The organism is Paenibacillus shenyangensis, assembly GCF_000346635.1.
GTDB lineage: Bacteria > Bacillota > Bacilli > Paenibacillales > Paenibacillaceae > Saccharibacillus > Saccharibacillus dauci.
The window spans coordinates 1-564 of record NZ_AOIG01000020.1 but is presented as its reverse complement, the minus strand read 5'-3'; the positions used below and the strand labels follow the sequence as shown (position 1 = coordinate 564).

Annotated in this window: 6 tRNA genes; all 6 read right to left on the bottom strand. The window is 50.9% G+C overall.

Going from position 1 to position 564, the window contains the following annotated elements:
• Positions 1-32: 32 nt before the first annotated feature.
• A tRNA-Leu gene (locus tag H065_RS0116585) sits at positions 33-114 on the bottom strand.
• A 15-nt stretch (positions 115-129) separates the two neighbouring features.
• Positions 130-205, bottom strand: a tRNA-Lys gene (locus H065_RS0116580).
• A gap of 5 nt (positions 206-210) precedes the next feature.
• Positions 211-285, bottom strand: a tRNA-Gln gene (locus tag H065_RS0116575).
• Between the two features lie 18 nt (positions 286-303).
• Positions 304-379, bottom strand: a tRNA-Val gene (locus H065_RS0116570).
• 7 nt (positions 380-386) lie between these two features.
• Positions 387-458, bottom strand: a tRNA-Glu gene (locus H065_RS0116565).
• Between the two features lie 11 nt (positions 459-469).
• Positions 470-542, bottom strand: a tRNA-Thr gene (locus H065_RS0116560).
• Positions 543-564: the final 22 nt, after the last annotated feature.

The following is a 564-nucleotide window of genomic DNA, read 5'->3' as shown; positions in this document are numbered from 1 at the left end:
CTACCGCTGAGCCACGTCCGCAAAAATAAGGATGCGCGTGGAGGGACTTGAACCCCCACGTCGTAAGACGCTAGATCCTAAGTCTAGTGCGTCTGCCAATTCCGCCACACGCGCATAATGAAAATAAAATGGTGAGCCATGAAGGACTCGAACCTTCGACACCCTGATTAAAAGTCAGGTGCTCTACCAACTGAGCTAATGGCTCTCAAATGGCTGGGGATATAGGATTTGAACCTATGCATGACGGAGTCAAAGTCCGTTGCCTTACCGCTTGGCTAATCCCCAACAATCAAGAATATTCTATGGTGGAGACTGAGGGGATCGAACCCCCGACCCTCTGCTTGTAAGGCAGATGCTCTCCCAGCTGAGCTAAGTCTCCATAAATATGACCCGTAGGGGATTCGAACCCCTGTTACCTCCGTGAAAGGGAGGTGTCTTAACCCCTTGACCAACGGGCCTTACTAAAGTAAGCTCTCAACCGGATTCGAACCGGTGACCTCATCCTTACCATGGATGCACTCTACCTACTGAGCTATGAGAGCATATGGCTCCCCGAACAGGACT